Source organism: Streptomyces sp. NPDC002125, from assembly GCF_053593715.1.
Genome location: NZ_JBSFDD010000032.1, coordinates 63407 through 86689, shown reverse-complemented (window position 1 = coordinate 86689; position 23283 = coordinate 63407). Strand labels below are relative to the sequence as shown.

24 protein-coding genes are annotated in these 23283 nt (G+C 69.9%); 12 read left to right on the top strand and 12 right to left on the bottom strand.

Translation table 11 applies throughout. The features are described 5' to 3' along the window. Positions 1-125: 125 nt before the first annotated feature. The 4 genes from ACWCQM_RS35700 to ACWCQM_RS35685 form a co-directional block, all read right to left on the bottom strand. On the bottom strand, positions 126-434 hold the full coding sequence (locus ACWCQM_RS35700; protein WP_014047394.1) for a hypothetical protein: 309 nt from the start codon (positions 432-434) through the stop codon (positions 126-128). Between the two features lie 356 nt (positions 435-790). After that, positions 791-1429, bottom strand: a complete 639-nt coding sequence (locus ACWCQM_RS35695; protein WP_450919223.1) for a DUF402 domain-containing protein — start codon at positions 1427-1429, stop codon at positions 791-793. Further along, positions 1426-2379, bottom strand: coding sequence for an oxidoreductase (locus ACWCQM_RS35690; protein WP_450919222.1), 954 nt, complete (start codon positions 2377-2379; stop codon positions 1426-1428). The genes ACWCQM_RS35695 and ACWCQM_RS35690 overlap by 4 nt, the downstream gene beginning before the upstream one ends. 106 nt (positions 2380-2485) lie before the next feature. Next, positions 2486-5065, bottom strand: coding sequence for a polysaccharide lyase family 8 super-sandwich domain-containing protein (locus ACWCQM_RS35685; protein ID WP_450919234.1), 2580 nt, complete (start codon positions 5063-5065; stop codon positions 2486-2488). Between the two features lie 143 nt (positions 5066-5208). Here ACWCQM_RS35685 and ACWCQM_RS35680 point away from each other — a divergent pair, with 143 nt between their 5' ends. After that, entirely contained in the window at positions 5209-5784 is a 576-nt protein-coding gene (locus ACWCQM_RS35680; protein WP_450919221.1) for a hypothetical protein, read from the top strand. 80 nt (positions 5785-5864) lie between these two features. Here the strand turns inward: ACWCQM_RS35680 and ACWCQM_RS35675 are convergent, their stop codons facing one another. The 3 genes from ACWCQM_RS35675 to ACWCQM_RS35665 are packed head-to-tail and all read right to left on the bottom strand — an operon-like array spanning position 5865 to position 7165. Then, entirely contained in the window at positions 5865-6092 is a 228-nt protein-coding gene (locus ACWCQM_RS35675) for a DUF397 domain-containing protein (protein WP_450919220.1), read from the bottom strand. Continuing rightward, a complete protein-coding gene (locus ACWCQM_RS35670; protein ID WP_450919219.1) occupies positions 6085-6273 on the bottom strand; it encodes a DUF397 domain-containing protein in 189 nt (62 codons plus the stop codon). Before ACWCQM_RS35670 ends, ACWCQM_RS35675 begins: the two co-directional genes overlap by 8 nt. Positions 6274-6283: 10 nt before the next feature. Further along, positions 6284-7165 carry a helix-turn-helix domain-containing protein gene (locus ACWCQM_RS35665; RefSeq protein ID WP_450919218.1) on the bottom strand — a complete coding sequence of 294 codons (882 nt, stop codon included), beginning with the start codon at positions 7163-7165 and terminating at the stop codon, positions 6284-6286. Between the two features lie 169 nt (positions 7166-7334). On the opposite strand from ACWCQM_RS35665, the gene ACWCQM_RS35660 reads away from it, so the two are divergent. Then, on the top strand, positions 7335-7799 hold the full coding sequence (locus tag ACWCQM_RS35660; protein WP_450919217.1) for an ATP-binding protein: 465 nt from the start codon (positions 7335-7337) through the stop codon (positions 7797-7799). Positions 7800-7868: 69 nt separating this feature from the next. On the opposite strand, the gene ACWCQM_RS35655 is transcribed toward ACWCQM_RS35660, so the two are convergent. Both ACWCQM_RS35655 and ACWCQM_RS35650 read right to left on the bottom strand, forming a co-directional pair. After that, entirely contained in the window at positions 7869-9443 is a 1575-nt protein-coding gene (locus ACWCQM_RS35655) for an adenosine deaminase family protein (RefSeq protein ID WP_450919216.1), read from the bottom strand. A gap of 82 nt (positions 9444-9525) precedes the next feature. Beyond that, positions 9526-10152, bottom strand: coding sequence for a histidine phosphatase family protein (locus tag ACWCQM_RS35650; protein ID WP_450919215.1), 627 nt, complete (start codon positions 10150-10152; stop codon positions 9526-9528). Between the two features lie 207 nt (positions 10153-10359). Between ACWCQM_RS35650 and ACWCQM_RS35645 the strand changes: the two genes are divergently transcribed. From ACWCQM_RS35645 to ACWCQM_RS35620, 6 genes are all read left to right on the top strand, one after another. Further along, entirely contained in the window at positions 10360-10743 is a 384-nt protein-coding gene (locus ACWCQM_RS35645; RefSeq protein ID WP_450919214.1) for a hypothetical protein, read from the top strand. Next, positions 10740-12512 (top strand): alpha/beta hydrolase, encoded by a 1773-nt coding sequence (locus ACWCQM_RS35640; RefSeq protein WP_450919213.1) that lies wholly within the window; start codon positions 10740-10742, stop codon positions 12510-12512. The genes ACWCQM_RS35645 and ACWCQM_RS35640 overlap by 4 nt, the downstream gene beginning before the upstream one ends. 101 nt (positions 12513-12613) lie before the next feature. Further along, positions 12614-13069, top strand: a complete 456-nt coding sequence (locus tag ACWCQM_RS35635) for a hypothetical protein (RefSeq protein ID WP_450919233.1) — start codon at positions 12614-12616, stop codon at positions 13067-13069. A 115-nt stretch (positions 13070-13184) separates the two neighbouring features. Further along, complete coding sequence (locus tag ACWCQM_RS35630; protein ID WP_073743486.1) at positions 13185-14174, top strand: bifunctional lytic transglycosylase/C40 family peptidase; 990 nt, start codon at positions 13185-13187, stop codon at positions 14172-14174. 305 nt (positions 14175-14479) lie between these two features. Next, complete coding sequence (locus ACWCQM_RS35625; RefSeq protein ID WP_450919212.1) at positions 14480-15211, top strand: phosphatase PAP2 family protein; 732 nt, start codon at positions 14480-14482, stop codon at positions 15209-15211. Between the two features lie 391 nt (positions 15212-15602). Further along, a complete protein-coding gene (locus tag ACWCQM_RS35620) occupies positions 15603-18554 on the top strand; it encodes a tetratricopeptide repeat protein (RefSeq protein ID WP_450919211.1) in 2952 nt (983 codons plus the stop codon). 8 nt (positions 18555-18562) lie between these two features. Here the strand turns inward: ACWCQM_RS35620 and ACWCQM_RS35615 are convergent, their stop codons facing one another. Then, on the bottom strand, positions 18563-18742 hold the full coding sequence (locus ACWCQM_RS35615) for a hypothetical protein (protein ID WP_450919210.1): 180 nt from the start codon (positions 18740-18742) through the stop codon (positions 18563-18565). 153 nt (positions 18743-18895) lie between these two features. On the opposite strand from ACWCQM_RS35615, the gene ACWCQM_RS35610 reads away from it, so the two are divergent. Both ACWCQM_RS35610 and ACWCQM_RS35605 read left to right on the top strand, forming a co-directional pair. Continuing rightward, complete coding sequence (locus ACWCQM_RS35610) at positions 18896-19783, top strand: hypothetical protein (RefSeq protein WP_450919232.1); 888 nt, start codon at positions 18896-18898, stop codon at positions 19781-19783. Positions 19784-19882: 99 nt separating this feature from the next. Next, positions 19883-20095, top strand: a complete 213-nt coding sequence (locus ACWCQM_RS35605; protein WP_198959595.1) for a hypothetical protein — start codon at positions 19883-19885, stop codon at positions 20093-20095. A gap of 63 nt (positions 20096-20158) precedes the next feature. On the opposite strand, the gene ACWCQM_RS35600 is transcribed toward ACWCQM_RS35605, so the two are convergent. Beyond that, positions 20159-20506: a metal-sensitive transcriptional regulator gene (locus ACWCQM_RS35600; RefSeq protein WP_450919209.1), complete on the bottom strand. Its 348-nt coding sequence runs from the start codon at positions 20504-20506 to the stop codon at positions 20159-20161. A gap of 221 nt (positions 20507-20727) precedes the next feature. On the opposite strand from ACWCQM_RS35600, the gene ACWCQM_RS35595 reads away from it, so the two are divergent. Both ACWCQM_RS35595 and ACWCQM_RS35590 read left to right on the top strand, forming a co-directional pair. After that, complete coding sequence (locus ACWCQM_RS35595; RefSeq protein ID WP_073743490.1) at positions 20728-21348, top strand: DUF47 domain-containing protein; 621 nt, start codon at positions 20728-20730, stop codon at positions 21346-21348. Positions 21349-21353: 5 nt separating this feature from the next. Next, the gene (locus tag ACWCQM_RS35590; RefSeq protein WP_450919208.1) at positions 21354-22352 is read left to right on the top strand and encodes an anion permease; all 999 of its coding nucleotides are present in this window, start codon (positions 21354-21356) and stop codon (positions 22350-22352) included. A gap of 141 nt (positions 22353-22493) precedes the next feature. Here ACWCQM_RS35590 and pstB read toward each other — a convergent pair whose 3' ends face one another. Continuing rightward, entirely contained in the window at positions 22494-23270 is a 777-nt protein-coding gene (gene pstB, locus ACWCQM_RS35585) for a phosphate ABC transporter ATP-binding protein PstB (protein WP_073743492.1), read from the bottom strand. Positions 23271-23283: the final 13 nt, after the last annotated feature.

The window sequence follows — 23283 nt, the reverse complement described above, 5'->3', positions numbered from 1 at the left end:
TTTCCGCGTGGGCGCGGTGTGGTGACTCGACATCAGGGGACGCAACCTCTGCCGGTGGGCGCGACGGATGGATGGTGTGGGGTGGACAGGGCGGGCCTGGGGCAGGGCGGCGGACTGACGGGAGGTCAGACAGCCATGCCGTACACGATGGTGAACAGCGTGCCCAGTGAACCGATGATGAAGACGCCGGTCAGGCCCGCCACGATCAGGCCCTTGCCCTGTTCCGCGCTGAAGGTGTCGCGCAGCGCCGTCGCGCCGATGCGCTGTTTTGCCGCTCCCCAGATCGCGATGCCGAGGCAGAGCAGGATGGCGACCGCCATCACCACCTCGATCATGATGCGTGCCTCATTGCCCAGGGTTCCGAACGGCCCCCAGTTCGGGGCGATTCCGCCGATGATGGTGGTGATATCGCCCTTTTCCGCTGCCAGGATCATGTAAGTCACCGCCCCTGTTGGGTAGTTCGCATCCCGCGCCGTGCGACACGGGTCGGTCTCTATCTTCGCTGATGAAACCGGCATCGCACGACGCCTTCCCGGGTCTCTTTACCCGGATCTCGCACGTTTGACCGGGGGAGCCGCCCTGACCTGCGGCTCGTGTCGGGATCTGCCTGCATATGCATGGTTACTCTGTGTATCACGGGCTGTGACCGCTAGCAACGACGGTGGCCATGGGTTCCGGGTGCGGTTGATGCGTTCACGGGGCGTCGGGCGTTCGTACGCGCTGTTCGAGAGCCGTGAGCGCGCCGGTGGCTTCCGGCCGACGCGTCATCAGATGCGTTTTCGGGAAGGCCTTACGGCGTCGGAGGGCTGAGCACCGTGCGTACGGGGGCCGGGGGCAGGGGTGGCGTCGTCCAGTGGGACGGTGGCTTGAACGCCCGCCAGGAGCCGTCGAAGGGGAAGGTGCCCGATTCCGCGAGCCGGGCCACGCGTTCGCCTTCGGCGCGGATCGACGCGGCTTCGGCGGCGGACCAATAGGCGGGGTGGCCGGTCTTTTCGGCGAACGACCGCTCGTCCTTCCAACGCCAGCTGCGGTCCGGAGCGACGGTGATGTCCAGTTCGTGGTCGGTGACGTCGATGTCGTTGCCGCGGTGGGACCGGTGCTCCAGGTTTACGTACCAGCCGCGGAACTTCCGCCGCCGTCCGAAGAACCAGAACACCGCGTGGCCGGCGCCGGCCGGCTGGTGGATGAGCGCGCTGCCCAGGGGCCACCGGTCGGCGACCGCCGGATACCCCTGGGCGGGCCGCTCCTCGGGCGGAATGTCCCGGAGGTGGGCCCCGCGAGGCAGTTCCGTACGCCACATCGGGGTACCGGTCTCCAGCCACACCAGCTGGCCCGTGTCGGTGCGTTCGACGAGGCGTACGGGTACGGAGCTGCTCAGGTGGCCCCCGATGAAGAGGTTCCAGCGCAGGACCTTCCCCGACCCGGTCATGACGCGAGGAGCGTCAGGTCGTCGGCGGTGAGCCGCAGGGCGCCCGCCGCCACGTTCTCGGCGAGGTGGTCCGGGTTGCCGGTGCCGGGGATGGCCAGCACGTGCGGCCCCTGGTGCAGCGTCCAGGCCAGCCGGACCTGCGCGGGCGTGGCGCCGTGGTCGCGGGCGACGGTGAGGACCGCTTCCCGCTCGGTGCCGCTGACGCCCCCTTCGCGGCCGTCGCCGACGATGGCGAAGAACGGGACGAAGGCGATGCCCTGTTCGCCGCAGCTGCGCAGGAAGGCGTGGTCCTCGGCCGGGGAGCCGATGCCGTACGCGTTCTGTACGCAGACCACGGGGGCGATGCTCCGGGCCTCGGCGAGTTGGTCCGGTGTGGTGTTCGAGATGCCCAGGTGGCGGATGAGTCCGGCGTCGCGGAGTCCGGCAAGGGCGCCGAAGTGCTCGGCCACGGAGGCGGAGGCCTGGCTCTGTGCGAGGCGCAGGTTCACCACGTCCAGGTGGTCGCGGCCGAGCTGGCGCAGATTCTCCTCGACCTGCCCGCGCAGCTGCTCAGGAGTGGCCCACACCCAGTTGCCCGAGGGGTCGCGGCCGGGGCCGACCTTGGTGGTGATGACCAGGTCGTCGGCGTACGGGGCGAGGGCGCTGTTGATGAGCTCGTTGGCGGACCGCAGCCGTGAGAAGTAGAAGGCCGCCGTGTCGATGTGGTTCACGCCGAGTTCGACGGCGCGGCGCAGGACGCGCAGGGCTCGGTCCCGGTCGCTGGGGGTGTTGTCGGCGAAGACGGCGCCGTTCTGGGGGAGACGCATCGCGCCGAGGCCGAGGCGGTTGACCACCAGGTCGCCGAGCTTCCAGGTGCCGGACGCGGACGCGGACGCGGAGACCCGTACCGACGCGGACGCGGATACCGGCGGCGATGCCGGTGCGGTGATCTTGTCAGGTGATGAGGGCATCGTCGGATTCTTGCATCAGCTGATGGTGGGATCGGCGGTTGATGGCATCGGATGCTGATGACATGAACTGCGGACGGGCCGGATGTCGGTCAGCGCCGGTTGATGGTCAGTGCGTTCCGGCCAGAGTCGCCGTGAAGCTGCGGCCGTAGGCCTGATGAGTCGAGACGTCGATGCGGGTGCCGCCGGGGACGTGGCGGACGCGGATTCCTGCATCGGCCGATACGCACCGCAGAGGCCGGCCGTGGAGGGTGACCGAAATACTGCGCCGCTCCGTCGTGGGGTCGGCCACCGCGAGCGAGACGGTGCCGCGCGCGGTGTGGTGGAGCATCACCGAGGCCGGGCCTTCGACCGACAGTCGCCCCGCCCGGTGCGTCCCCGGGGTGAAGGAGTTCGCGGCGGTGATGCCGAGGCCCGTGTGGGCCGCGGCCTGGAGGCGGACCGTGTTGGAGAGCACGGAGAGCGGCCCGTCGGCGTAGGAGGCCAGGTGCCGTGCGGAGGCGTTCGGGACGAGTGCATGGGCCATGGAGGCGGGCGGCTCTCCGGCGGAGTGCTCGTAGGACAGGGTGAAGAGCCGCTTGGTCACCGGTGTGTCCGCGTTGGCGAGGCGTACGAGCCTGCGGCTGCGTGTGACCGTGTCCAGCGAGACGACCGGCGGCGGACCGGACAGGAAGACGTAGCCGACCGCGCTCCCGCTGCCCTCGTCGGCGTACCGCAGCCAGGCCGGTGCGCCCGGTCCGGACCCGTCCCAGGGGGAACCGTCGCGCAGGCCGCCCGTGAGGGTGACCGGGGCGGACTGGTCCGCGATGCGGCTGTCGACCGTGGTGGTCGCGGCGCGCCCCGCCAGACCGGTCACACCCGCCGACAGCACGAGGATCTCGTCGTCGAACATGAACCACGACCGGGTGGCCCCGGCGGCCCGGTAGGAGACGAAGTCCTCGGGCAGTGCGCCCTCCCGCAGGGCGGCGTACGCGGCGTCGTCGGACAGTACGAGGCCGGTCAGGCCGTAGATGCCGAGGCGGGCGCCGCCGGAGAAGGCGTTCGTCGCTCGTGGGAAGTAGACGTAGGTGTTCTGGGACTCGGAGGACGAGGTGAAGCCGCGCTCGGGGTTGTCGTACCAGAGCGTGCCGTACAGCTCGGGGACGCTGAGCCGCGTCTCGACGGGGGCGGTGATCCCAGCGAGGCGGTGGGGCGGGACGGCGGTGAAGTGGTCGATGCCGAACGCCTGTCGCTGATCGGTCCCGGAGAGGTAGAGGTAGTGGGCGCCGCTGCCCTGGAACCACGGCATCAGGTTCTCGCCGCTCATGTACTCGTAGGCGCTGACGCGTGCGGAGCTGCGGGCCAGGGCGAACGCGTAGCCGGGGCGGCGGTGGACGGTCCTGTCCATCGCGTTGAACGCGGTGTGCGAGGCGGTGGGGCAGAGGTCCTTCGCGGGTACGGGGGAGTTCAGGAGGTCCGTGTAGCGGGCGATGCTGACCGGGGAGACGAAGGACACCGGGTCGAGCCCGGCCTTCGAGGTCTGCCGGACGTACTTGACGTAGCCCGTGAGCGCCTCGGCGTCGGTCGCGGCCGTGTGGGCGGACAGGTCGACGACGGCTTCCACCACGGCGGTGACGTCCGTGTAGCCGGTGCCGGTCCGTGAGACCGCTCGGCCCTTGACGATCTCCATCATCCAGCCCTCGAAGATCAGCGGGGCGAAGCCGTCGGTGACCCAGCCCAGCACGGTTCCGACGAGGCTGTCGTCGGGCACGTAACCGGTGCCGTCGAGGATCTTGACGGTCTGGACGATCCGGGTGAGCAGCCCTTTGCCGTAGGAGCCGGTGTACGCGACGGAGGAGTGCTGGACGAACGAGCCGTCGGCGTAGAAGCCGTCGGTGACCCCGTGGCGCGGGTGGTAGGGGTCCACGGTCGAGTAGACGGTCAGCTGGTCGGTGAGGGCCTTGGTGATGCGGGCCTCGTCGCCGAGCAGGGCGCCCTGGAGGATGCGGTTCGTCGTGATGTCGGCGAGGTTCGCGCCGGTGTGGAAGCGCGAGTCGAGGTCGACGTCGCCGTCCTTGCCGTTGCGGAGGTAGGCGTCCATGGAGGCGATGTACGTGGCGGTGAGGTCCGGTCGGTACGCCGCGAGCTCGTCCCTGAGGAGAACGAGGGTCTTGGTCACGTAGGCCGGTATCCCGATCTCCCAGTGGAACCAGTTGCCGTAGTAGCCCTTCGCCTGGTCGCCGAACCAGCCGTCGTGGAGCCTGGACAGGCCGTCGATGACCCGGCGGCGCACCGCTGTGCCGTCGAGCGGGCCGGAGTCGTCGGTTCCGGGGAGCGCGGTGGCGAGGGCGATCTCGTAGAGGTACTGGTACGTCGTGCTCAGGTTCGGGTCGCTGGTGCCGAGGGGTACGCCGGCGAAGAGCTCGTCCGGCCCGGCGCCGTCCATCGCGGTGAGCCGCGCCCGCGCGGTTGCCCGTAGCGAGGCGAGTTTCGGGGCGACCTCGGTGCGGGCGTTCGATTCGGGGGTGCCGGCGAAAATCGCGACGGTGTTGGTGAGCAGGGCGCCCGGGTCTCTGTCCGAGGAGCTGGGCGACGCCTGGGATGCGCCGGGATCACGCCCGGGAGCGGCCTCCGCCCGCAGGGTCCGGGACAGTGCCGAGAGCGTGGCGGCGGGGATCACGGACAAGGCGGAACGACGCGAGAACTTCACCATGACGCTCCAAAGTCCGTTCCGTGAGCGCTTGTTCTCCGGCCGTCAGCCAAGCAACGGCCTGCGGACGATGTCAACGGCCTGGACCGTTGACAGTGTGCTGGGTCTTTCGGACGGAACACCGACGTCGGCACAATGGGCCCGTGGACTTGGTGACCGTCGTGCTTCCCGTGGGCGCCACGCTGGTGGTCGCGATCATGGGCTATCTCCAGTGGCGACGCAGCGAGCGGCGCCAAGCCGTGAACGAGACGGCCCTCCGGGAACTGGCGCAGGCGGATCGGCGCAGTGCCGCCCGAGGACGGTACTACCAGCAGCGGCTCCAGGCCCTTCAGGAGCTGCTCGAACAGCTCCGCGAGCTTGAGATCCAGTCACGCTGGAACGCGGGGGGACGAGACCTGCGGGCCGAGGTGCCGAAGATCAACGCCTTTCTGATCAAGCGCGGCGAGGTGCTGGAGGACGAAGAGCGCCAACTGGCACGGCAGTTCCTGGCAGGGCTGACGTGGATCGACCAGCACCAAGCCGAGGACCGGCTCCGGTGGGACGAGCGGCGGGAACGGGAACGCGCGGCGCACGGCGTCGATATCGGGCCGTACGAGAGCTCCTGGGAGAGCACGGAAGGCCTGGACTGGGTTCCGGAGGCCAACGAGGCTGCGCAGAAGTGGATGTCCGCACGGGACGCACTGGAGGAACGGCTTCGCCAGGCGCTCCAGGGCTTGTGAGCGACCGGCGTACGGGGCCGAGGCGTCGGGCCGCCGCCCGGTCGGAAGGCCGGTCAGGGACCCGGCTGCTGGGCAGGACGTCAGCTGGCGTCGATGTCCGCGAAGTGGTCGAATTCGCCGGCCACGACACCCTTGGCGAACGCTTCCCACTTCTCCACGGTGGTGGTCACCACCGTGCCGGGGTCGCCGGTCTCACGGAGGTGTACGAGCCCTCCGGGGCCGGACGCGATCTCGATCCAGGGCCCGGGGCCCTGCGCGTCGTCGGGGGCGGCGCGGGTCCACGTGAGGTCGTCGGGGGTATCAGCCACGGTCGTGGGTCTCCTTGACGGCGCGGATGAGGGCGGCCCAGGCGGACGGGCTGGTCCGGAGTATCGCGCCGCTGGGGTCGCCGCTCTCGGTGAGGGCGATGGAGCCGTGGCCGGCGGTGACGTGTATGCAGGCTTCGCCCTGGGCGCAGTAGGAGGACTTCTGCCAGTCGGGCCTGGTCATCTTCGATGCCTCATAGTTCTCGGGCGATGGCGTGGATGAGATCTTGCGATTGCTCGGTGGGGAGCGCGGCATCGTCGAGTCGTTCGAGCAGCAGCCGGTACTGGGCCAGCTGCGCTTCGGAGTCGATGAACACCGGGCCGTGGGACTGGTCGAGTTGAGCGGTGTCGAGTGCGGGCACCGGGCCCCGTACGTAGTACACGGACTGGCCGGAACCCGGGTAGTACGTGGCGGAGAACGGGACCACTCTGATGGAGACGTGAGGGCGCTCGCTCAGTGCGAGCAGGTGCCGAAGTTGAGCACGGGCGATGCCGGGGCCTCCGAATCGCATGCGCAGGGCGGCCTCGTGGATGACTGCGCGATACGGGGCGGCGTTGTCCCTGTAGAGGACCGCCTGCCGCTTGACGCGGTACGAGACCCGGTGCTCGATCTCGGGGGGTGAAATCTCGGGCACCGCCTGCCGGTAGATCTCGCGTGCGTGGTCGACGGTCTGCAGGAGGCCTGGAATGTGCATGCTGTGCGCGGCTTGCAGGCCTGCGCCATGATGCTCGATCTCGGCCAGATCGAGGAGCTTGGGAGGGAGGATCTCCCGGTACTCCTCCCACCATCCGCGTGTGCGGTCGGAGGTCATGTCGCAGAGCGCGTTGACGACCCCCTCGTCCACGCAGCGGTAATGGCCGGCCAGCGTACGGACCCTTTCCGGGCTCACGCCTACGCGGCCGGCTTCCATGTTGCTGATCTGATTTTGCTTCACGCCCAGCAGCTGGCCGGCCTGTGTCGCGGTGAGGCCGGCGCGCTCGCGGAGCTTCCGCAGTTCACTGCCGAGGCGTAGCTGGCGGCCTGTCGGGTTGGCTCTCACCGGTCGGTTCGCCTCCTTGAACGCCTCATCACCCACATGGGTGGTAGTTCACGCATCACTCGGCTTTCGGTTAATGCATTAGCCACAGCTGGCTACCTTGAATCCCGGGCCTCCCGCCCGGAAGTACCCCGCTCGACGGAGCGGCCTCGTTACCGGGCCATGCGACACGCACACCTCAACTGCCCCTCCGTGAACGGAGACTTCTATGCCTCTGGCCACCGTAACGCCGCCCTGGGCGTACACCCTCCAACTTCCGCAGGATCCCCGTGGGCCCGGGATCGCCCGGGCAACCCTTCGTACCGTGCTGACGGTGCACGGGATGCGGGATCTCGTCGACACCGCCGAACTGCTGGCGAGCGAGCTGGTCACCAACGCGTACAGGCACTCCTCGGCGCCGTACTCCCTCCGGCTGCGCGGGGCGGGGCGGAACCGGGTGCGGGTCGGGGCGTGGGACTCCAGCCCGGAGATCCCGGATCCGTTCGGCCGGGGCGGGACTCCGTCCCCGCCTGCGGTTCTCGCGGAGCGCGGGCGGGGACTGCACCTTGTGCGGGAGTACGCGGACAGCTGGGGCGCGTACCTGATCCGGGGTGGTCTGCCGGGGCAGAGTGGCAAGGTGCTGTGGGTCGAATGCGCCTGGAAACCGGAGTATCGGTGGGACGGCCCGACGTGACACACGGCGGGGGACGAGGTCTCGCGCCGGGCGCGCAGGACCCCCGCCCCCCGATCCGGCTGGGCAGGATCAGCCGGCGTACCGGGCTTCGAAGGCGCGGAAGGACCGCTCCTGGCGCAGTTCCAGGCCGGCCTTCGGGCTCCGCTCGGCGAAGCGGGCGCAGCGTGCCGACTCCAGGACGCGGCACTCCTCGACGGGACGGAAGCCCTGGCGCACGGGGTCCGGCTGCCACAGGCTGCGGCCGGGCAGGAAGGAGTACTCCAGCGACGCTCGGGAGAGGTCCTTCAGCTCCGGGTAGCCGAGCTCGTACGTACGGGCCGCGCGGCCGTACTCCTGGCCGATGTCACCGCGTGAGACCCCGGGGTCGTCGGTGGACAGCACGACCGGGACGCCGTACTTCCGGTAGACGGGGAACGGGTGCTCGTCGCCCTCGACCTGGAGGATCTGCGCGTTGCTGGTGAGCGGTACCTCCACGGCGATCTGGCGGCGGGCCATGTCGCGGGCCAGGCGCCGCCAGTCGTCCTCGTGCACCAGGTCGACGCCGTGGCCGATGCGTTCGGCCTGGCCGGTGCGTACGGCGTCGTCGATGTGGAAGGTGAGGTCCTCGGGCTTGACCAGGCCGGGGACGAGCTCGCCGGCGTGCAGGGTGATGTGGGCGCGCGGGTAGACCCGGTGCAGGTAGTTCAGCATGCGCATGTGCAGGCGGTAGTCCCGCAGGGAGATCTCGCCGTCCTCCGGCTGGACCAGGTTCACGGCCACGTAGCGCGGGTCCCGTTCGGCGAGCCTCAGACCGAGCGCGATCTGCGTGAAGACGCGTTCCGGGGCGCTGTTGCGGGAGACCTGGGAGATCCAGCGGTAGGTGATCCGGCAGGCGGGGGCAGGCCGGGTGCTCTCGCAGCGGGCGGTCTCGCGGAACTCGGCGTTCGCGGCGTCCGCCGACCGGCCCGCCTCGGCGACCAGCTCGTCCAGCCTGCCACCGGCGAGCAGCTTGCGGTGCAGGGCGGCCAGGTCGGCGTCCCAGCCAACCTCGTCCGCCAGCTTCCTGGCCCCCGAGGACGCGGGAGTGACCATGGTCTCCAGGTACGACTGGTTCTGCGCCACCGCAGTGCCCGCCACGTTGGCGAGCAGCTTCCCGGTGTGCCAGGTCGCGCGGCCGAACTTCCCGAACGTGGCGAAGAAGTGGTCGTGTCCCGACTCGCCCTGCGGGAAGTCCTGCATGGACCAGGCCCGGATGATCTCCTGCCGGAACGCGGCGTCGGTGCGGGCGTCGGCGGCCGGCCGCGTGCCCGCCGCGCACGGCGGCTCGACGGCGGTCATCGTGGCGTCGATGCACAGCCCGTCCTCGGCGGCGAGCTGGATGAGGTACTCCGTCCGTACCGCACCGGAGAGGTGGTTGTGCAGGTCACCTCCCTTGGGCAGATCACGGAAGAAGCGGGCTGTGGCGCCCGGGTGCGCCTCCAGCCAGGCGGCGGTACGGGCCTCGGCGGCGGTCGTCGGCCGGGGCGTGGGCGGTGCGGCGGAGGCGGCACCGGCCGATGCGGCGGGCAGCGAGGTGGCGAGGGCGGTCGCGGCGAGCCCTGCGGCGATCAGCAACCGGCGGGTGCGCGAGGAGCGAAGTGCGGAATTCACGATCACGTTCTGCATGATCACGAGAAGAGGGCCGTGTCACGCCGGGCCGCTCGGACAGCGCCCCGTAAACCATCCGTCCGAGGGACAGGGAACCGGCTCAGGCGCGGAGTTCCGGCGGGAATCCGGTCCACCGGAGGTCCGGGGGGAGGTGGCTCATGTCGTTGACCATGACCAGGGCGGCGGGTCTGCCGGGGGTGTAACGGATGACGGTGAGCGCGGCGTTGGCGTGGTTGAGGCCGAGCCAGCGCCAGGCGGGCGCGTCGAGGGCGTCCCGGACCAGCCAGGCGGCCAGGAACGCGTGGGTGACGACGAGTTCGTGGCGGGGTTCGTCCCCGCCGACGGGCCCCGTGAACCGTGCCAAGGCGGTGCGTGCCAGCTCCGGGCCGCGAGCGCGTTCATCGGCCGGGACCTGCTCCACGAAGGCGACCAGCCGGTCCGCCGAGTCCTCCGGGAGCTCCTGCGGCGGGGGGACGTACGGGACGTAGTCCCCGGCGGGCTCCTCGGCCCGCAGGGGTATGCCCGGGCGCAGTCGTTCGTGGATCAACCGGGCGGTCTGCGCGGCGCGGGGGAGCGGGCCGTGGTGGACGGCCGAGATGGGCGTGGACCGGAGCCGCTCGCCGAGCAGCGTCGCCTGGAGGCGTCCGCGATCGGTCAGTTCGGTCTCGTCGGGCGAGGCCTCGCCGTGCCGGGCGACGTAGAGGTAGCGGGTGGCTGACGCGGTCATGGGGCCTCTTCCGGCAGGTCGTACGGATGCCCGTGTGGACGGTGTGGTCGTCGGGCCGGTTCCCCGTCGCGCGTTCGGGTGATGTCGTCGCGTGCCGGTCCTTGCGGGGACGGGGGTCCGGTCACCGGAGGCGGATGTGCCCGGCGTGTCGGGTACGCCGGGTTTGGCACAGTGCCGCTCCGTGATCGAGGAACGGGGTGAGCGGGCATGGCCGTGGTGCGCAGGCTGAGCGATCTGGCGGGGCCGCCGGGCGGGGGTGACCTGGGGCGGGGGCTGAAGCACAGCGACGGGCCGTGGTTGAGGGCCGCCGGCGGCGCGGACGAACTGGTGGCCCACCTGGGGCCGGTGCGCGGCGAGTTGGCAGCAGCGCACGAAGGGCTCGCGGCGGGCGCGGGCCGGCTGGCGGCGCTCGCGGAACTGGCGGCCGTACGCGAGTCCTGGGAGCGGCGCATCCAGGCCGCGCAGGGGGAGTGCGGCAGCCTCGCGGGCAAGCTGCGGGCCGTGGCACGGGCCCAGGGCGCCACGAACGAGGCCGTGCGCTCCTCGTTCGCCCCGGTGGCGGAGCCCGCTCCGGGCGGTGGGGCGCGGTGACGTCCACGCTGACCTGGGCGCAGTTACGCGACCTGAAGTGCGCCGAGCTGGAGGGCGCGGCGGACGGCTGGGGCAGGTCGAGCAACCGTGCCGATGCGGCGCGGGACCGCATCGAGCAGCACCTGCTGACCGGCCTCCGCGGCTCACAGGAGGGCGAGGCGGCACAGGCGGCGGTCGCACGGCTGCGGCAGCTGGGGCGGAACTTCCAGTACGTGTACACCGAATGCGGGCTCCTCCGTACGACGCTGAACTCCCTGGCCCACGAACTGAAGGCCCAGCAGCGGCTGCTGAGGGAGGCGCTGGACGACGCGGCCTCGCTGAAGTTCACGGTGCACGCGGACGGATCGGTGACCTATCCGGCGGTGGGCGAGGGCCTGATCGACAGCGCGCCGCTGAAGGGCGGCACGGCGTCCTCGACCGCGCCGGCGGGTCTGCTGCCGCCCTCGGGCCTGACCGCACCGAACCCCAATGCTGCGAAAGCGCAGGACATCGCGGACCGGGTGACGGGGGCGGTGCGGACGGCGGGCGAGATCGACTGGCGGTACGCGGGGATTCTGCGTCGGCTGAGGGCGGAGGAAGGGCTGAAGGTCCCGGACTCCACCTGGAAGGACGCCGCGGGCGACGCGGCGGCGGTCCGGGACGCGGCGCGCACGTACCTGAAGAACGCCATCCCGCACGACGCGACGCCTGCGGAGCGGCGTGACTGGTGGGCGGGGCTGACCCAGGAACAGCGCGAGGAGTACCTGGCGGTGTACCCGGACCAGATCGGAAACCTGGACGGGATCCCGGCACTGGTCCGGGACGCGGCGAACCGGGACAACCTGCAACTGCTGATCGGGAAGCTGGAGGGGCGGGACGACGAGAAGTCGATCACGCAGCTGGCGGGGTTGCGGGAGATCGAGCGGCAGTTGGGGGCGGGGACCCAGCCGCCCATGTTCCTGCTCGGCATCGGGGATGAGGGGAATGGGCGGGCGATCGTGTCGTTCGGCAACCCTGATACGGCGAAGAACGTGGCGGCGTATGTGCCGGGGTTGAACACGTCACTGGATGCGGACTTTGCGGAGGCTGACCTTAAGAGGGCTTGGGATACAGCCAAGGGTGCACAGAAGTACGACCATTCCAGCGCTGCAATGGTGTGGCTCGGCTATGACGCACCACAGTTTCCGGACGGACTTGATAGTGCTGATGTAATGGGTGATGAGAGAGCCGAGACCGGAGGCAGGGCCTTCAGTTCGTTCATGGGCGGCCTAAGCGCTACGAATGTGCATGATAACCCTCATATGACTGCCATTGGGCATTCCTACGGTTCACGCACGGTCGGTTCCGCAACTCAGCAAGATGGTGGCATCGTCGGGGTCGACGATATCATTCTGGTCGGCAGTCCTGGCGTGGGAGTGGATCACGCGCGGGATCTGGGAGTGGAAAGGGATCACGTCTTCGTCGGTGCGGCCGAAAATGACTTGGTGACCAAGGCTCCGTCCACAGCTCAGGGGAACATGGCGGCCATCGGGGGGCCAGCGGGGTTTGTAGCCGGGCATCTCCTGGATCGCAACGACGACGATCTTTGGTTCGGCAGGGACCCGGCTAGCGAAGCGTTTGGCGCGCGGCGATTCCACACAGATGAAGGGCCCTCGCTGCTAACCGGCGGATTTGCCGCCCATTCCCAGTACTTCGATGTGGGGCCAGAGCGTGACAGTGCGTCGGCGGACAACATTGCGATGGTTGTCGCAGGGCATGGCAGCAGAGTCAAGACTGAGGAGCGCCGGTGAGGTTTAAGCCCTGGCAAGTTGTGTTCGCCGTGCTGATCTTCGGGTCGCTACTTGGGTGCGCGAAAGACGTCAATTCAGTGAATGGTGGAGAGTACGCCAGCATGGACATGCAAGCAGCTGCGATTCGGGAGGATCAAATTCTCGACGCGGTGTTGGGGGAACTTCGCCCCGCCTTGAGTTGGGCACACGGACCTACTAGCACGGGTACTTGTGATGTCTCTCGGATGCGCACCGTTATGACGGTTATCTCTGCTCAGAGGAGAGGGAATTTTCTTGGGGTCGTGGAGCGATTTTGGCGAGAGGGTGGGTACAGGATCAAGGCGGTAAACAAGGACCAGGAGTTTCCGGCGATTTATGCGCTGACCAAGGATGGGTTCGGTGTCAGTCTGAGCTTCGGTGGCCAAGGCCAAGCGTTCTTCGAGGCTGATAGCCCCTGCGTGGACAAGTCAGAGGTGGCTGATCCCACCACTCCGCCGAACGGTCCCTCGTACGAGGGCATCTACCCCATCCCCCGCCCCAACATCCGCTCCCCCTTCTGGTCCGCCGGCGCCCCCTGACCCCCCGCGACCGCCCCTGACGCCCCCTCATGCCTCCATCCACCCGTATACACCAGCGAATCTCGTCGTGAACCGCGCCCGAATGGGGGATGGTTGGGGTGTGCGGAAATACTGGGTGTTCGTCGGCGGTGGGATCGGGCTGGGCCTGTGCTTCATCGCCCTGCTCCTCGTCGGTACGTACTCCGCCGCCGCCGGGATCGCCGGGGCGAGTGGGGCCGTCGGGCTGGTCAAGGGGGCCGTGCCCGCGCGGTATCAGCCGCTCGTGGAGAAGTGGGGCAATCTCTGCCCGGCCATCAACCCCGCACTGCTGGCCGCGCAGTTGTACCAGGAGAGCGGCTGGAACCCCCGCGCCCAGAGCCACGCCGCCGCGCAGGGCATCGCGCAGTTCATCCCCGGCACCTGGGCCTCGCACGGGATCGACGGGGACAACGACGGGGACCGGGACGTCTGGGATCCGGCCGATGCGATCCCGTCCGCCGCGTCGTACGACTGCGAGCTCGCCGGGTACGTCAAGAAGGTGCCGGGCGATGCGACCGACAACATGCTCGCCGCGTACAACGCGGGTGCCTACCGGGTGATCCGGGCCGGCGGGGTCCCCGCGATCAGCGAGACGCAGAACTACGTGAAGATCATCCGCTCCCTGGAGAAGAGCTTCGCCAAGCCCGTCGGCCGGGTGCAGCCCTCGCAGCAGGCGGCCGGGGCCATCTACTTCGCGCAGAAGAAGCTCGGCACCCCGTATCTCTGGGGTGGGAACGGCACCGCCGAGCAGGGGGGCCGGTTCGACTGCTCCGGGCTGACCCAGGCCGCGTACCGGACGGTGGACATCGAGCTGCCCCGGGTGGCCAATGACCAGTACAACGCCGGCCCGCACCCGTCCCGGGACGAGCTGCTCCCCGGGGACCTGGTGTTCTTCTCGGACGACCTGAACAACTCGCGGGCCATCCGGCACGTGGGGCTCTACGTCGGGGGCGGCTACATGATCAACGCTCCGTTCACCGGGGCGGTGATCCGGTTCGACAAGATCGACACCCCTGACTACTTCGGTGCGACCAGGGTCACGAAGGACGGGGCGGCGGCGCTTCCGACCGAGCTTCCGGAGAGCTGACAGGAAGTCAGCCATGGCCGGAACTCTCCGTGAAGCCTGGGCCCTGAGCTGCGACGATGAGTCACTCTTCGATAACGTCATGGTGATCGTTCGGTGGAGAACGGAACGTACGCAGCGCGTAGGCCGTTCCCTGGACTGGGACAGACTGCGCACGTGACCAAGCGTGACTGTCCAGAGCGGTCCGGCGTGACGGCATGATGGCGTCGCGCGGGCACTGAATCCGCACCGACCACGGGGGTCAGACCAAGGCGACGTACGCCGTTGTGCGTCGCAGCAGCAGCAGACAAGGCAAGGGGCCGTGGCAGATGGCTGGACTCGCACTCGAAGGGTCGAACCCCGACGTCAGCCTGCTCTATGACATCAATGGGCTGGCGAAGGCCGCTCCGACCTGGTTCGACCGGGTCATGGAGTTCGTCGGTGAGTACGGGATCATGCTCGGCTTGGTCCTGGCGGCCCTGTGGTGCTGGTGGAGCGTGCGCAGGCGTGGGACGACCGAGGACTCGGTGACGGCGGTCGCCGGGCTCGTGTGGGCGCCTCTGGCCGCCGGGATCGCGCTGCTGATCAACATCCCGATCCGGGGCTTCGTGGAGCGTCCGCGCCCGTTCAACGACCACCAGGGGCTCGAGGTCCTGGTGGCGGGCAAGACCGACTACTCCTTCGTGAGCGACCACGCCACGATGGCGATGGCCATCGCCGTGGGGCTCTTCGTGGCCAACAAGAAGTTCGGGCTGTACGCGATCGGGCTGGCTCTCCTGGAGGGCTTCTGCCGGGTCTACATGGGCGTGCACTACCCGACCGACGTGATCGGCGGCTTCGCGCTCGGCACGGCCGTGGCCCTGCTGCTCGCCCCGCTCGCGATGATGCTGCTGACGCCTCTGGTGGGGGCCGTGGCCCGCGCCGGGACGGTCGGCAGGCTCGTCCGTTCGGGCAAGGCGGACACCGCGGCGGACGGGTGGGACGAGTCGCGCGGGATTCCCGAGCCGCGCCCGGGTTCCGGCCGGGGTGCCGCGCCCGGCGAGAAGGACCTCGCCGCGTAGCCGGAGCGCTTCGACGACGCGAGGGGGTGTCCCGAAGGGGGCACCCCCTCACGCGTGTCCCGGGCACCCCTCAGGTGTGGGTCCCGGGCTCGCGCGTGTCCTGGGCCCGGAGGCTCACACGCGCACGGGGCCCGGCGCGTCCCGGGCTCCGGCCCCGGACTCACGCGCATCCCGGGCTCCGGCCCCGGGCTCACGCGCGTCCGGCGCGAACGGCGCGTCCGGCGCGTCCGGCGCGAACGGCCGAGTTTGCTGAGAATGGCTGAGATCGATCGTTCCGGGGCCGCCGCCCCCGTGACGGGGCATCATGTCCCGTGATCCGGGGGTGGTGTGGATGGCAGGTCGGCGGCCGTCGCGGCAGGAAGTCAATCGGCGGCGTGAGCGTACGGGGTTCGTGGGGCGCCGTAACGAGCTCGCGGTGTTCCGGGAGACCTTCGCGAGGGACCCGGAAGAGGCCGACTTCCCGTTCCTTTTCCATGTGCGCGGCAACGGGGGCGTGGGCAAGTCCACCCTGGTGCGTCAGTGGGAGGCCGCGGCGCGGGAGCAGACCTCCGTCGTCACGGCCTTCGTGGGCGACGACGTGCACGACGCGGTCGAGGCGATGGAGGCCGTCAGCGTCCGGCTGGGCCGGCAGGGGCACCCGCTGAAGAGGTTCGACAAGCAACTGGCGACCTACCGTCAGCGCCGGCACCAGGCCGAGGGCAGCGTCCCGGCCGCGCAGCCCGCGCCCGGTGAGCCGGGAGCGGCGGAGCCCGGCCCGTCACCGGCCGGTACGGTCGCGGCCCAGGTGGCGCTGGCCGGGCTGGGCGGGCTGGTGCCCGGGGCCGGGGCGCTGGTCGGGGCCGTCGATCCGCAGCAGGTGGCGCTCGGCGCGGACCGGGTGCGGGCGATGCTCAACACACGTCTGCGCAGCCATGACGACGTGCACCTGGTGATGAATCCGCTCGCCGGCCTCGCCCCCGCCTTCCTCGACGACCTGACCGACGTCGCGGACCGCTGCGAGCGGGTGGTGCTGATCTTCGACGTGTACGAGAGGACCGGGCCGGTCCTCGACGCCTGGCTGCGGACCATCGCCTTCGGGGACGAGTACGGCAGCCTGCCCGTCAATGTGCAGATCGTGCTCTCCGGACAGCTGCGTCTGGACACCAGGGTCTGGGGCGACTGCATGGGCCAGGTCACCGAGGTCTCCCTCGACGTCTTCTCCGAGGAGGAGGCGCGCACGCTCCTCGCCGCCCACGGGGTCACCGACGAGGCCGGCATCGAGCTGGTGCTGCGGCTGTCGGGGAGGCTGCCGCTGCTGGTGGACATGCTGGCCCGGAGCGATCCGGGGAGGAACGCCGGCATCGGCGATCCGTCCGAGACCGCGGTCGAGAGGTTCCTGAAGTGGGAGCCGGACGAGGAGCGGCGCGAGGCGGCGCTCGCCTGCGCGCTTCCGCTGCTGGTCGACGAGGACGTCTACCGCGGGGTCGTCCCGGAGGCGGCGGGCGGGAGTTACGCCTGGCTGCGCGGCCTGGCCTTCGTCTCTCCCCAGGACGGCCGCTGCCGCTACCACGACGTCGTACGCGCCGCGATGCTGCGGCTCCAGCGGACCCGGTCGCCGGCCCGGTGGCAGGAGGCGCACATCCGCCTGGCCGATCTGTTCGGGCGGTGGCGCCTCGCGGTGGAGGCGGACCTCGGCGGTGACTCCGACGAGCACTGGGGCGACGCCGCTTGGCGGGAGCACCGGCTGAACGAGACCTATCACCGGCTGTGCGCGAATCCTCGTACCGCCCTGCCCGACGCGCTCCGCCAGAGTGCCCATGCCGTCGGTCTCGACGCGGCCACGCTGCGTCGTTGGGCGCAGATCCTCGGCGGCGCGGGCGTCGACAGCGACTCGGAGGCCCTCGTCTCCTGGGGCCGGCGGCTGGAGGCCGTCGCGGAGCAGGAGAAGCCGGGTGTGGCCGCGCTGAGCATGCTGCTGCGCGCGCCCGAACTGGACACGGCGGGGCGGGCGTTGGCGTACACCATCCGGGCCGAGGAGCACCGGGACGTGGGGGACGACGAGAAGTCGCTGCAGGACTGCGTGGAGGCAGTCGCCCTCACGCCGGACGATGCCCGCCCTCATGCGGGGCTCGGGGAGACCTACCGCGTCCTCGGCCGCCACGAGGAAGCGGTCGCCGCCTGTTCCCGTGCGGTGGAGATCGAGCCTCGCCACGCGCTGGCGTACGGCAGCCGGGGTGACGCCTACCGGAATCTGGGGCGCCACGACGAGGCCTTCGCCGATTTCGCCCGTGCGATCGAGATCGATCCGCTGTACGCCTGGGCGTTCGCCAGCCGGGCGCGGGTCCACGAGGCGCTGGGCGCGGACGAGGAAGCCCTGGCCGACTACACCCGTGCGATCGAGATCGATCCCGGCTACGGGTGGGCACTCGGGAGCCGGGGGTGGCTCTTCGAGCGGATGGGAAGGTACGACGACGCCCTCGCGGATTTCGGCCGTGCGATCGAGATCGATCCGGTGTACGCCTGGGCGTTTGCCAGCCGGGCGCGGGTCCACGAGGAGATGGGGAGGCACGGGGACGCCCTGGCGGATTTCGGCCAGGCCATCGAGCTGGACCCGGCGTACGCCTGGGCGCATGTCGGCCGGGCGCGGGTGTACGAGGAGATGGGGAGGCACGACGAGGCGTTCGCGGATCTCGCCCGTGCCATCGAGATCGATCCGCTCTATGTCTGGGCGCACGGCAGAAGGGCGCAGACGTACGAGGCCATGGGAAGGCACGGGGACGCCCTGGCCGACTACACCCGTGCCATTGAGCTCGACCCGCAGTACATGTGGGCTCTCGGCTGCAGGGGCGAGGTGTACGAGCGGCTCGGCCGGCGGGAGGAAGCGCTGGCCGATCTCACCGCGGCCGCCGGGCTCGATCCGCGCTCCGACTGGATCCTGAACTCCCGTACCCGGGTCCTTCTGTCGCTGGGCAGGCACGAGGAGGCCCTCGCCGACTGCGTTCTGGCACTGGAGGTCGATCCGGAGGACGGCTGGAACCACTTCTTCCACGGCCTCGCGCTGTGCGTGGCGGGGTCCCGCCGGGAGGGGGAGGCGAGCCTGGGGCGCGCCATGGGCATCTTCACCGCCGCCGCGACGGGAGACCGCGAAGCGGTCGCGGAGGCGTACGGCGGCCTGGTCGTGGTCCACTGCGTCCTGCTCGACGAGGGCGGGGCCCTCGCCCGGTGCGACGAGCTCCTCGCGCTCTCGCCCGGCGGGAAGCCGGTCAGGGAGAAGACCGAAGAGCTCGAACTGCTCGGCAGGATCCTGCCGGAGGCGGGGCCGTGCTTCGAGCGGGCGATCCGGCGGCTGCGCGAAGCGCTGTAGGGCAGTCCTCAGCCGGGCGACCCGAGGTGCTCCCGCGCGTCGGTGCGCGCTCGGTCGCGGGAGCGTCTGGCCGGGCCCGACCAGCCGCAGACGCAGCGGGCCAGACAGAACGAACCCCGTTCGACGGTGGTGGTGCTGTGCGCCGGAACGGGGTGGTGGACCGGTGGGTCCGGGAGGTCCTGATACACGGTTCAACCGTACTGGGAACTCCGTCCGGTGGCCCGGGAGTGGGCCGATCGGCTTCCGTAAGGGCCCCCGTGGCGTGACGAGGTGCCCCGGCCGTCGTTAGGCGAGGCGGGCGGGAACTCGGTCAGGTGTACGTCGTTGAGGGTTGGCAGGCGATGGTGGTGCGGCAGCACAGGTGCGGAGGCGGGGCACTGGCTGTGTGCGCCCTGGCCGTCGCCGGCGTGATGACGGTGGGTACGGGATGCTCGGGCGCGGGTGGCGCTGCCGGTGACGGGGCGGGTGAGCGCGCCGTGGCCCGGGAGTGCCCGGCGGGCGGTCCGGCCGCCGTGGTCAGGGGAGCCGCCGAGGGGCTGGCCGGTGCGGGCAGCGCCGAGACGCGTACGTCGATGGAGACCGCCGCGGGCGGGACCCGGGTGACGATCCGGGGCGAGGGGGCGTACGACTTCCGCAGGCAGCTGGGCCGGATCAAGGTCGTCCTGCCCAAGGACGCGGCGGGGGCCGACGAGCACCGGCCGATCACGGAGCTGCTGGCGCCCGGGGCGCTCTACATGAAGAACCGCGGGGCCGGGGTGCCCGACGACAAGTGGGTGCGGATCGACACGACGGCCCTGGAGGACGGCAATCTCGTCACCGGCGGTGTGACCGATCCGACGGCCGCGGCCGAGCTGTTGCTCGGGGCGGAGAAGGTGACGTACGAGGGGCGGACGGAGCTGGCCGGGGTGGCGGTCCGGCACTACCGGGGGACGGCGGACATCGGGCGGGCGGCGCGGGCGGCTTCGTCCTCCTCGCGGGCGGCGCTCACCGCCGCGGCGAAAGGGTTCAGCACGGACACGGTGCACTTCGACGCCTATCTGGATGACGAGGGCCTGCTGCGCAAGGTGCGCCACCATTTCACCTTCGCGACCGAGGGCCCGGGGGTGCCGGTGGTGTCGACGATGCTGCTCTACGGCTTCGGGGTGCCGGTCTCCGTGGCGCTGCCGCCCGAGGAGGACCTCTACACGGGCCAGGTGCAGCAGGGGCGCGGTGGCCCGGAAACGCCGTAGGGGGGAGGCCGAAATGGTCCGTCCGTGCCATGCGCGGTCCGTACCACGGTCCCTACGCTAGGGAGTCGGTGCGCCAGGAGTCGGCGACAGCAGAGAGAGGTGACGCAGGTGGTGACGCTCAGCGCTCCGAACGCTCAGGACTGTGTGGCTCTCGCCGAGATCGAACTGTGCGGCGAGCTCATGATCGCGGCGGCGGACGCGATCGAGGACCGGCTCAGTTCCGACCGTATCGACGAGGTGCTCAACGTCGGGACGGACACCGCCGCCGAGCCGGCGCCGACGATTCCCCGCCAGGCACGCCACCGAGGGTGACGTTCCCCTCCCTGGTGCCATCCTCCCCGGCGCGACCCCCGGCACCCTCCGCCCTCGCGGCTCTCAGGTGCGCAGGAGGCGGGCGATCGCCTTCGTGGCCTCCTCGACCTTCGCGTCGATCTCGTCGCCGCCCTTGACGGCGGCGTCGGCGACGCAGTGGCGCAGATGCTCCTCCAGGAGTTGGAGCGCGAACGACTGGAGGGCCTTGGTGGAGGCCGAGACCTGGGTGAGTATGTCGATGCAGTAGACGTCCTCGTCCACCATCCGCTGGAGGCCGCGGATCTGGCCCTCGATGCGGCGCAGGCGCTTGAGGTGCTCGTCCTTCTGGTGGTGGTAGCCGTGGATACCGCGGTCGTGGTCGGTGACGACCGCGTCCGTACCGGCTGCCCCGGCGGCCTCGGTGGTGGTCATGGAGTCCTCCCGTTGTCCTCTTGGCCTGCGGTGAGCGTGCCGTTCTGTGGCCTCTGTATACCCCTGCCGGGTATATCGTAACGAATCCAGCCGAAACGTGACCGGGGGTCCGTGCTGATCACTGTGCCCGATGCGCGACACTGAAGAACGCCGGTTAGCCGTGGCCGGATGATGCGCCTAGCATCAGCCTGACCGAATCCAAAGCACCCCGAGGACCCCACGTGCGCTTTCGTCTGACCCCCAGGGAGACGAGCTTCTACGACATGTTTTCCGCGTCCGCGGACAACATCGTCACGGGCTCGAAACTCCTGATGGAACTGCTCGGGGCGGATTCTGCCTCCCGAGTCGAGATCGCGGAGCGTATGCGGGCAGCGGAGCACGCGGGGGACGATGCCACCCACGCGATCTTCCACCAGCTGAACTCCTCCTTCATCACGCCGTTCGACCGCGAGGACATCTACAACCTCGCCTCGTCGCTCGACGACATCATGGACTTCATGGAGGAGGCCGTCGACCTGGTCGTGCTGTACCAGATCGACGAGCTCCCGAAGGGTGTCGAGCAGCAGATCGAGGTGCTGGCCAGGGCGGCGGAGCTGACCGCCGAGGCCATGCCGAGTCTGCGGACCATGGACAACCTCACCGAGTACTGGATCGAGGTCAACCGCCTGGAGAACCAGGCCGACCAGATCCACCGCAAGCTGCTGGCGCACCTCTTCAACGGCAAGTACGACGCCATGGACGTGCTGAAGCTCAAGCAGATCGTGGATGTGCTGGAAGAGGCGGCTGACGCGTTCGAGCACGTCGCCAACACCGTGGAGACCATCGCGGTCAAGGAGTCCTGAACCTCGTGGACACCTTTGCGCTGGTCGTGACCATCGGGGTCGCGCTCGGCTTCACGTATACGAACGGCTTCCACGACTCGGCGAACGCCATCGCCACCTCGGTCTCCACCCGGGCGCTGACCCCGCGTGCGGCTCTGGCGATGGCCGCTGTGATGAACCTCGCGGGCGCCTTCCTGGGCCAGGGGGTCGCCAAGACCGTCAGCGAAGGCCTGATCGCCACGCCCGAGGGCCAGAAGGGGATGGGAATCCTCTTCGCGGCGCTGGTCGGCGCGATCATCTGGAACCTGATCACCTGGTACTACGGCCTGCCGTCCTCGTCCTCGCACGCCCTGTTCGGCGGCATGGTGGGCGCGGCGCTGGCCGGCGGGACGATGGTGCACTGGGACGGCGTGCTGTCCAAGATCGTCATCCCGATGTTCCTGTCGCCGGTCATCGGCCTGGTCGTCGGCTATCTGGTGATGGTCGGCATCATGTGGATATTCCGGAAGACCAACCCGCACAAGGCCAAGCGCGGCTTCCGGATCGCACAGACGGTCTCGGCGGCGGGCATGGCGCTCGGTCACGGTCTGCAGGACGCCCAGAAGACGATGGGCATCGTGGTGATGGCGCTGGTCATCGCTGATGTCGAGGGCCCGAACGACGAGATCCCGGTCTGGGTGAAGATCGCCTGTGCGGCGATGCTGTCCCTCGGGACGTACGCGGGCGGGTGGCGCATCATGCGGACGCTCGGCCGGAAGATCATCGAGCTGGATCCGCCGCAGGGGTTCGCGGCCGAGACCACCGGCGCCTCGATCATGTTCGGCTCGGCGTTCCTCTTCCACGCCCCGATCTCCACGACTCATGTCATCACCTCGGCGATCATGGGTGTCGGCGCCACGAAGCGTGTGAACGCGGTGCGCTGGGGAGTGGCCAAGAACATCATCCTGGGGTGGTTCATCACGATGCCCGCGGCGGCTCTGGTCGCCGCGGCGAGCTATGGGATCGTCGTGCTGCTCTTCGGCTGACGGCCGGTCCGCGAACGGCCCGGCCATCGGTCCGGGAATGGGTCCGCCCCTGCTCTCCTGTGGAGAGCAGGGGCGGACCCTTTGCCTTGTGGTGGCACCGCCATGCAGCACCCCAAGGCCGTCTGTGGCCAAACGGAAGGCCTAGCCGAAGCGGCCCGAGATGTAGTCCTCGGTCGCCTGCACCGACGGGTTGGAGAAGATCCGCTCCGTCTCGTCGATCTCGATCAGCCGGCCGGGCTTGCCGACCGCCGCGAGGTTGAAGAAGGCCGTACGGTCCGAGACGCGTGCCGCCTGCTGCATGTTGTGCGTCACGATGACGATCGTGAAGCGCTCCTTCAGCTCGCCGATCAGGTCCTCGATGGCGAGCGTCGAGATCGGGTCGAGCGCCGAGCAGGGCTCGTCCATCAGCAGCACCTGCGGCTCGACGGCGATCGCGCGGGCGATGCAGAGGCGCTGCTGCTGACCGCCGGAGAGGCCGGAGCCCGGCTTGTTCAGGCGGTCCTTGACCTCGTTCCAGAGGTTGGCGCCCTTGAGGGACTTCTCGACGATGTCCGACAGCTGGCTCTTGCGGTACGAGCCGTTCAGCCGCAGGCCCGCCGCGACGTTGTCGAAGATCGACATGGTCGGGAAGGGGTTCGGGCGCTGGAAGACCATGCCGACCGTGCGGCGCACGGTGACGGGGTCGACCCCGGTCCCGTAGAGGTTCTCGTCGTCCAGCAGCACCTTGCCCTCGACGCGGCCCCCGGGGGTGACCTCGTGCATGCGGTTCAGGGTGCGCAGGAAGGTGGACTTTCCGCAGCCGGACGGGCCGATGAAGGCGGTCACGGAGCGGGGTTCCACGGTCATCGAGATGTCCTCGATGGCCTTGTGGGAGCCGTAGTAGGCGGTGAGTCCGCCGACGTCGATGCGCTTGGCCATGTGAATCACTGCT

Excerpts from the sequence above, each read along its gene's own strand:
- ACWCQM_RS35700 (WP_014047394.1), bottom strand. The coding sequence starts at position 434 with ATGATCCTGGCAGCGGAAAAGGGCGATATCACCACCATCATCGGCGGA.
- ACWCQM_RS35695 (WP_450919223.1), bottom strand. The coding sequence starts at position 1,429 with ATGACCGGGTCGGGGAAGGTCCTGCGCTGGAACCTCTTCATCGGGGGC.
- ACWCQM_RS35690 (WP_450919222.1), bottom strand. The coding sequence starts at position 2,379 with ATGCCCTCATCACCTGACAAGATCACCGCACCGGCATCGCCGCCGGTA.
- ACWCQM_RS35670 (WP_450919219.1), bottom strand. The coding sequence starts at position 6,273 with ATGACCAGGCCCGACTGGCAGAAGTCCTCCTACTGCGCCCAGGGCGAA.
- ACWCQM_RS35660 (WP_450919217.1), top strand. The coding sequence starts at position 7,335 with ATGCCTCTGGCCACCGTAACGCCGCCCTGGGCGTACACCCTCCAACTT.
- ACWCQM_RS35655 (WP_450919216.1), bottom strand. The coding sequence starts at position 9,443 with ATGCAGAACGTGATCGTGAATTCCGCACTTCGCTCCTCGCGCACCCGC.
- ACWCQM_RS35650 (WP_450919215.1), bottom strand. The coding sequence starts at position 10,152 with ATGACCGCGTCAGCCACCCGCTACCTCTACGTCGCCCGGCACGGCGAG.
- ACWCQM_RS35645 (WP_450919214.1), top strand. The coding sequence starts at position 10,360 with ATGGCCGTGGTGCGCAGGCTGAGCGATCTGGCGGGGCCGCCGGGCGGG.
- ACWCQM_RS35635 (WP_450919233.1), top strand. The coding sequence starts at position 12,614 with ATGGACATGCAAGCAGCTGCGATTCGGGAGGATCAAATTCTCGACGCG.
- ACWCQM_RS35625 (WP_450919212.1), top strand. The coding sequence starts at position 14,480 with ATGGCTGGACTCGCACTCGAAGGGTCGAACCCCGACGTCAGCCTGCTC.
- ACWCQM_RS35610 (WP_450919232.1), top strand. The coding sequence starts at position 18,896 with ATGGTGGTGCGGCAGCACAGGTGCGGAGGCGGGGCACTGGCTGTGTGC.
- ACWCQM_RS35600 (WP_450919209.1), bottom strand. The coding sequence starts at position 20,506 with ATGACCACCACCGAGGCCGCCGGGGCAGCCGGTACGGACGCGGTCGTC.
- pstB (WP_073743492.1), bottom strand. The coding sequence starts at position 23,270 with ATGGCCAAGCGCATCGACGTCGGCGGACTCACCGCCTACTACGGCTCC.